We start from the raw sequence: 1,059 nt of genomic DNA, 5'->3' as shown, positions 1-1,059 counted from the left end.
ATCTGCCGCCGACCCGATACAGAACTTCCTGGAGTCGATCACCGAGGGCGTCGACGAGATCGACAACTCGATCAACGACAACGGCAACGCCAGCGGCGAGTGACCCGCGGGCGGTGACCGCGCGAGCGGGCACCGGGCGGGGACACGGAAAAGGCCCGGCACCCTGGAGGGCGCCGGGCCGGCCCGGACGAACGCGGGCGAACTCGCGCGCACGCGAAGCGTGGAGCGGGCGACGGGAATCGAACCCGCGTAGCTGGTTTGGAAGACCAGGGCTCTACCATTGAGCTACGCCCGCGACAGGCTGCATCGTACCAGCGCCGCGGCGAACCCCTGGTCGGCCCACCGCATGCGGGCCTGTACGCTACGTTGTCGCGTCGCGAGGCACGACGGGGTGTGGCGCAGCTTGGTAGCGCGTCCGCTTTGGGAGCGGAAGGCCGTCGGTTCGAATCCGGCCACCCCGACCACGTACTATGAGTAGCCTGCGCGCCCGAGGTGCTGTCCGGATCCGGGGCGCCCGGGACCAGCGCCCCCCTCCCGATGTCAGCCCCAAGGAGACCGACCGTGAAGAGCGCCGTGGAGACCCTGAACCCCACCCGGGTTCGGCTCACTGTCGAGGTGCCCTTCGAGGAGCTCAAGCCCAGCCTCGACGCGGCGTACCGGAAGATCAACCAGCAGGTGTCGGTGCCCGGCTTCCGCAAGGGCAAGATCCCGGCCCGCATCATCGACCAGCGCTTCGGCCGCGGCGCGGTGCTGGAGGAGGCCGTCAACGACGCGCTCCCCAAGTTCTACAGCGAGGCCGTCTCCGAGGGCGAGATCAACCCCCTGGGCCAGCCCGACGTGGACATCACCGAGCTGCGCGACAACGAGCTGCTGGCGTTCACGGCCGAGGTCGACATCCGCCCGGAGATCGAGATCCCGGACTACTCCGGCATCGCCGTCACCGTGGAGGCCGCCGAGGTCTCCGACGAGGACGTGGACGAGACGGTCGGCCGCCTGCGCGAGCGCTTCGCCTCCACCAGCGTGGTCGAGCGCCCCGCGGCCGAGGGCGACGAGGTGAAG

General features: G+C 70.1%; 1 protein-coding gene and 2 tRNA genes. 2 read left to right on the top strand and 1 reads right to left on the bottom strand.

Features of this window, described 5'->3' with window-relative positions; genetic code table 11:
- Positions 1–221: 221 nt before the first annotated feature.
- A tRNA-Gly gene (locus tag D7231_RS35715) sits at positions 222–295 on the bottom strand.
- A gap of 92 nt (positions 296–387) precedes the next feature.
- Here D7231_RS35715 and D7231_RS35710 point away from each other — a divergent pair.
- Both D7231_RS35710 and D7231_RS35705 read left to right on the top strand, forming a co-directional pair.
- Positions 388–464: transfer RNA gene (locus tag D7231_RS35710), tRNA-Pro, on the top strand.
- Positions 465–561: 97 nt separating this feature from the next.
- Positions 562–1,059, top strand: a 498-nt coding sequence (locus tag D7231_RS35705) for a trigger factor (protein ID WP_277875681.1), incomplete at its 3' end; no start/stop codon positions are given.

This window comes from Streptomyces klenkii (assembly GCF_003626645.1).
In the GTDB taxonomy this organism is placed as follows: domain Bacteria; phylum Actinomycetota; class Actinomycetes; order Streptomycetales; family Streptomycetaceae; genus Streptomyces; species Streptomyces klenkii.
Note: the sequence above shows the minus strand (reverse complement) of the source record. Positions and strands in the feature narration are given on the sequence as shown.